Below are 6197 nucleotides of genomic sequence, written 5' to 3'. Positions count from 1 at the left end.
GTTGAAGACGCCGAGCCGGCTCCAGCGAATGAAACGATTATAGATGGTCTTATGCGGCCCGTATTCACGCGGCACGTCGCGCCACCGCAAACCATTGCGCAGGACGAAGATGATGCCGCTCAATACCAAGCGGTCATCGACACGCGGCACGCCATGTGACAGCGGGAAGAAAGGTTCGATCCGGCGCATCTGTGCATCCGACAAAAGCATCAGGTCACTCATGGCAGTGTCTCCTTTTGATCTTAGTGAATCAAAACAAGGGGCACATCGCAAGAGCTTTAATGGGTCCTGAGCCTAGGCTCGCTTCTGATTGGCGCCAGTTCAGCTCTTGCGGAAACCGTTCTTCATCGCGGTAATTCCGGTGAACCACAAACTCTCGATCAGGCTCAGACCTCGATCAATATTGAAGCCTTTATTGTGAAGGACCTTTATGAAGGTCTTACTATTTACGATGCAGCCGGCAAGATCGTTCCCGGCGCAGCCGAAAGCTGGACTTTGTCTGATGACGGCACGGTTTACACATTCAAGCTGCGCGAAAACGCAAAATGGTCTGATGGTACGCCTGTAACGGCTGAGGACTTCGTATTCTCCTATCAGCGCGTCGAAGACCCGAAGACCGCCGCAAAATATGCGAACATTCTGTATCCGATCAAGAACGCAGAAAAGGTCAACAAGGGCGAAGCTAAGGTTGAAGAGCTCGGCGTAAAGGCTGTGGATGCCAAGACGCTGGAAGTCACACTTGAGCGCCCGACACCGTTCTTCCTGGAATTACTCGCGCACCAGACTGCACTTCCCGTCTCGAAGGCGAGCGTTGAAAAGAACGGTAAGGACTTCGTCAAACCCGGCGTCATGGTTTCGAACGGTGCCTATAAGCTTGAGGCCCATGTTCCCAATGACAGCCTGACGGTCGTCAAGAATCCAAACTTCTGGGATGCTGCAAACACCAAAATCGATAAGGTCATCTTCTACCCGATCGACGATCAGGCCGCGTCCGTTCGCCGTTTCGAAGCGAAGGAAATGGACCTCGCTTACAACTTCTCGGCAGATCAGCTGGAGCGTTTGCGCAAGTCCTATGGTGAGCAGGTTCACGTGTCCCCGACACTGGCGACCTACTACTACACATTCGACACGCGTGAAGCGCCCTACAACGACGTTCGCGTTCGCCGCGCGCTCTCCATGGCTGTCGATCGTGATTTCCTTGCCAAGGAAATCTACAACGGTTCTCAGGTTCCGGCATATTCCATCGTTCCGCCGGGCATGGGCAGCTACGGTGAGCCTTCCAAGGCTGATTTCGCCACGCTTTCCCAGCTGGATCGTGAAGACGAAGCACTCAAGCTCATGAAAGAAGCCGGTTATGGTGACGGTGGCAAGCCGCTGTCTATCGAAATCCGCTACAATACCAATCCCAACCATGAGCGCGTCGCTACGGCTGTTGCCGATATGTGGAAGACCACGTTTGGTGCAAACGTATCGCTGGTAAACCTCGACGTTGCGTCGCACTACGGATACCTGCAGGAAGGCGGCAAGTTCAACGTTGCCCGTGCTGGCTGGGTTGCCGACTATGCGGATGCAGAAAACTTCCTCGCACTGTCTGTTTCGTCCAACAAAACCTTCAACTACTCGAAATTCAACAATCCCGAATTCGATGCGTTGATGAAGAAGTCCTACGACGAACAGGACGAAGCAGCCCGTTCCAAGATTCTGCACGAAGCAGAAGCAATCCTTATGAAGGAGCAGGCAATTGCGCCGTTCCTGACGCAGGCAGACCTTTGGCTGGTTTCCAACCGCATCAAGGGCTGGCAGGACAATGCGGCCAATGAACATCTCAGCCGCTTCCTGAGCGTTTCCGAATAAGCAGTGCTGCCACGGTGGTTCTGAAAACATGTCGCGCGAATGCCTTAGGGCTTTTGCGCGACATGCTGTAGGAATGGGTGAAGGCGGTCGCGCGACCATAAGATCGCATTCCGCCCTAGCCGCCGTGCCATGCCCGGAGCCTAAATTCTATGATTTCTTTTATTCTGCGCCGTTTGGCGAGCGCCGTGCCGACATTGTTTATCGTCGTCACGATTTCTTTTTTTCTGATGCGGTTTGCACCCGGCGGTCCGTTCAATCTTGAGCGTCCACTGCCACCGCAGACAATGGAAAACCTGATGAGAACCTATCATCTGGACGAACCATTGTGGCGTCAGTATCTGATCTACATGAAAAACGCCGTGACTGGCGACTTCGGACCTAGCTACATCTACAAGGACAACACCGTTGCCCAATTGATCGGCAAGGGTCTGCCTTATTCGCTGGAACTTGGCTTTTACGCGCTACTACTGGCATTGATCGGTGGCGTACTGGCCGGTACCTTCGCAGCTTTGCGGCAGAACAGCCTGTTCGATTTTTCTCTCATGTCCTTTTCGACTGTTGGTGTCACCGTACCCAACTTCGTTGTGGCTCCCGTGCTGACACTGGTTTTCGCCGTTCTGCTTGGTCTTCTGCCTGCCGGAAGCTGGGGTGATGGATCGCTGCGCTATCTTCTTTTGCCGATGATTGCGCTGGCTTTGCCGCAGCTTGCCGTCATTGCGCGGTTGACGCGTGGCTCTATGATCGAGGCGCTGCGCATGGACCATATTCGCACCGCCAAGGCCTATGGTCTGCCGGGACGCACCGTGGTCATCGTTCATGCCATGCGCGCTGCGATGCTGCCGGTCGTGTCCTATCTCGCACCCTGCGCGGCCGCGCTTCTCACCGGCTCGGCTGTGATCGAAACGATCTTCACCATTCCCGGTGTCGGGCGTTACTTCGTGCTGGGTGCCATCAATCGTGACTATACGCTGGTTATGGGAACCGTGGTTCTCATCGCGCTCTTCGTCATTGTTTTCAATCTGGTGGTCGATATTCTTTACGGCCTTCTTGATCCGAGGGTCAGACATGACTGATATCCCCGGCATAACAGCCGTTTCCCCTTCGGTGAAAAGCCGAAGCCTCTTCCAGCTCGCAACAATGCGGTTTCGACGAAACACAGCCGCCATGGCCGGAGCGGTCATGCTCGTGCTGATCACGCTGTTCTCGTTTCTTGGACCGCATTTTGTCAGCCACACCTATGATCAGGTGTTCTCGTCCTACGTCTCCGTGCCACCGAGCTTGGAAGCGCGTCCAGATGTGACGAACCTTCAGAGCGTCATGGAGGGCATTGCAGGTCGCGCGCGTGTCGACTTGAAGGAGTTTGCCGTTGAAGGCCAGACTTTCACCGCAACCGTGACATCGGCAACGGCGGTCGATCCGCGCACAACGCGTTATTTCGACCGCGCTAACGAGTTCGAAAATACGAAGGTCGTGGCCACCGAAGACGATGGCCGCACCTTGAAACTTACCGGCGATGTGAACCGCGAATATTTCTTCTTCGGCACCGATAGCAATGGTCGCGATCTTCTCGTGCGCATCATGCTGGGTGGGCAGATATCGATTGCCGTTGGCGTGCTGGCAAGCCTTGTCTCACTTGGGATCGGTGTCGTTTATGGCGCGACGGCCGGCTATATCGGCGGGCGTGTCGATAACGCCATGATGCGTTTCGTGGAAATTCTCTATTCGCTTCCCTTCGTGTTTCTCGTTGTCGTGCTCGTCGTTTTCTTCGGGCGAAGTTTCATTCTTATTTTCCTCGTTATCGGGGCAGTGGAATGGCTGGATATGGCGCGCATCGTGCGTGGCCAGACACTGGCGCTGAAACGGCGGGAGTTCGTCGGTGCCGCACAGGCTCTGGGATTGACCGACTGGCAGATTATCCGCCGTCACATCATTCCCAACACCATCGGCCCGGTCGTTGTTTTCGTGACCGTTGTGGTGCCGAAGGTCATCCTTCTAGAAAGCTTCCTCTCCTTCCTCGGTTTGGGTGTGCAAGCGCCGTTGACCAGTTGGGGCGCGCTGATTTCCGAAGGTGCCAGCAATATGCAGTCGGCCCCGTGGCTGCTGATATTCCCGGCGATCTTCTTCGTGATGACGCTGTTTTCTCTGAACTTCGTGGGCGACGGGTTGCGTGATGCGCTCGATCCCAAGGATCGTTGATATGAATACGACATCTGAAACCATACTCAATGTTCGCGGCCTGAAGGTGAACTTTGCGACACCCGATGGGACGGTGAGCGCCGTCAAAGGCATCGATCTGGATGTAAAGCAGGGTGAAACCTTAGCCGTCGTCGGTGAATCCGGTTCCGGCAAGAGCCAGACGATGATGGGTATCATGGGTCTGCTTGCCGGTAACGGCCAGGTCGAAGGGTCGGCAAAATACCGGGGCCGTGAGTTGATCGGCCTGCCGGTCAACGAGCTGAACGATATCAGGGGTGCGAAGATCACCATGATCTTTCAGGAGCCGATGACCTCGCTCGACCCGCTCTATACGATCGGCAAGCAGATTGCGGAACCGATTCTGTATCATCGAGGCGGCAGCCGCAGTGAAGCACGGGCGCGCGTTCTGGAACTGTTGCAACTGGTTGGCATCCCCGACCCCAAGCGTCGTATCGATAGTTATCCGCACGAACTCTCGGGTGGTCAGCGTCAGCGTGTGATGATTGCCATGGCGCTTGCTAATGAGCCGGATTTGCTGATTGCGGACGAGCCGACAACGGCACTCGATGTGACCATTCAGGCGCAAATTCTAGACCTGCTCAAATCCTTGCAAAAACGCTTTGGCATGGCCGTCGTTCTCATAACCCATGATCTGGGTGTCGTAAGGCATTTTGCCGATCGCGTCGCAGTCATGCGCCGTGGCGAGATCGTTGAGACAGGCACCACGCAGGACATCTTCGAACGCCCGCAAGCGGATTATACGAAGATGTTGCTGGATGCCGAACCAAGTGGTCACAAACCGCAGGTCGGCCCGGAAGCGCCGGTGGTGCTGGCTGGCCAGAACGTGACAGTGGATTATCAGATACCAGGTGGCCTGTTCACCAAGGCCAGCGCTTTCCGCGCAGTGGATGGCGTCAATGTCAATCTGCGCCAAGGCCAGACCATCGGCATCGTCGGAGAATCCGGCTCGGGCAAATCCACGCTGGGACGGGCGCTGCTGCGGCTGACGCCATCGACCGGACGGCTTTTCTTCGGCAAGAAGGAAATATCCGGTCTCGATAGAAAGGCCATGCGGCCGATGCGCCGCCAGCTTCAGCTGGTGTTTCAAGATCCTTATGGTTCCTTGTCGCCCCGCCAGACGGTGGGGGAAATCATCACTGAGGGGCTTTACGTGCATGCGCCGGACCTCAGCCGGGCGGAGCGGGATAAGCGCGCCATCGAGGCGCTGACTGAAGTCGGCCTCGACCCTGCGGCGCGTAACCGTTACCCGCACGAGTTCTCCGGCGGGCAGCGTCAGCGTATCGCCATCGCGCGTGCCATCATCCTCAAGCCTGATGTGGTCATTCTGGATGAGCCGACATCGGCACTCGACCGTTCGGTTCAGGGGCAGGTGATCGATCTGTTGCGCGATCTTCAGAAAGCCCACGGTCTTTCCTACATCTTCATCAGCCACGACTTGTCCGTGATCAAGGCGATCTCGGATTATGTCATCGTGATGAAAGATGGAAAGATCGTTGAAGAGGGTGAAACCGACGCCATCTTCAATAGTCCAACGGCGGACTACACGAAAACGCTCATCAAGTCCGCATTTACAGCTGATGTTGCAGCATAATGGAGCGCCCGGCCTAGCGGTCGGGCGTTTCCTTTTTGGTGCCAAGGAACAAGCAACTCACATCTGCGTTATTACCTCGTGAAATTGACGTGTGCCAACGCAAGGCACCCAGGAGGAAAATGTGTTCAAGGTGATCCAGATTGCTGGCGTGGCCATTACGATGGCAGCGTCTAGTTTCGTTATGACTGCACCTGCCCATGCGCAGGACATGGAACTGCGGATTGGCCGTGATGGCGTGCGTCCGGTCATTCGAGACCGTGACCGAGACATGGACCGCCGTGGACCTCCGCCCCGTGGCCGCGGATGTGGCGAGCGCGAAGCCCGTGCAGCCGCACGCGCATCCGGCCTTCGTGACCCTGAAATCGTTCGCGTTACACCCCGCCGCGTTGTCGTGGAAGGCTTTACACGACGTGGTCAGGACACCATCACATTCGCGAATGAACGTGGTTGCCCTGAAATCTAAGTCTGCATCTAAAGCGTGCATACTTCAAAATTTTTCACCTACCGAAACCCGCCTTGCGCGGGTTTCTTTGCG

The 6197-nt window shown here is 55.9% G+C and carries 6 protein-coding genes; 5 read left to right on the top strand and 1 reads right to left on the bottom strand.

Going from position 1 to position 6197, the window contains the following annotated elements; genetic code table 11:
- A partial coding sequence (locus DSM25558_RS12690) for a transposase (protein WP_143240089.1) occupies positions 1-222 on the bottom strand: 222 nt, incomplete at its 3' end.
- A 66-nt stretch (positions 223-288) separates the two neighbouring features.
- On the opposite strand from DSM25558_RS12690, the gene DSM25558_RS12685 reads away from it, so the two are divergent.
- The 5 genes from DSM25558_RS12685 to DSM25558_RS12665 all read left to right on the top strand — a co-directional run bounded on the left by DSM25558_RS12685 (position 289) and on the right by DSM25558_RS12665 (position 6125).
- Positions 289-1854 (top strand): peptide ABC transporter substrate-binding protein, encoded by a 1566-nt coding sequence (locus tag DSM25558_RS12685; protein ID WP_077105124.1) that lies wholly within the window; start codon positions 289-291, stop codon positions 1852-1854.
- A gap of 149 nt (positions 1855-2003) precedes the next feature.
- Complete coding sequence (gene oppB / locus DSM25558_RS12680; protein ID WP_077105123.1) at positions 2004-2927, top strand: oligopeptide ABC transporter permease OppB; 924 nt, start codon at positions 2004-2006, stop codon at positions 2925-2927.
- Positions 2920-4050: an ABC transporter permease gene (locus tag DSM25558_RS12675; RefSeq protein ID WP_077105122.1), complete on the top strand. Its 1131-nt coding sequence runs from the start codon at positions 2920-2922 to the stop codon at positions 4048-4050. The genes oppB and DSM25558_RS12675 overlap by 8 nt, the downstream gene beginning before the upstream one ends.
- Before the next feature lies 1 nt (position 4051).
- Positions 4052-5662, top strand: a complete 1611-nt coding sequence (locus tag DSM25558_RS12670; protein WP_077105121.1) for an ABC transporter ATP-binding protein — start codon at positions 4052-4054, stop codon at positions 5660-5662.
- Positions 5663-5822: 160 nt separating this feature from the next.
- On the top strand, positions 5823-6125 hold the full coding sequence (locus tag DSM25558_RS12665; RefSeq protein WP_371479907.1) for a hypothetical protein: 303 nt from the start codon (positions 5823-5825) through the stop codon (positions 6123-6125).
- Positions 6126-6197: the final 72 nt, after the last annotated feature.

Origin of the sequence: Agrobacterium sp. DSM 25558, assembly GCF_900100825.1 — a bacterium.
GTDB lineage: Bacteria > Pseudomonadota > Alphaproteobacteria > Rhizobiales > Rhizobiaceae > Agrobacterium.
Note: the sequence above shows the minus strand (reverse complement) of the source record. Positions and strands in the feature narration are given on the sequence as shown.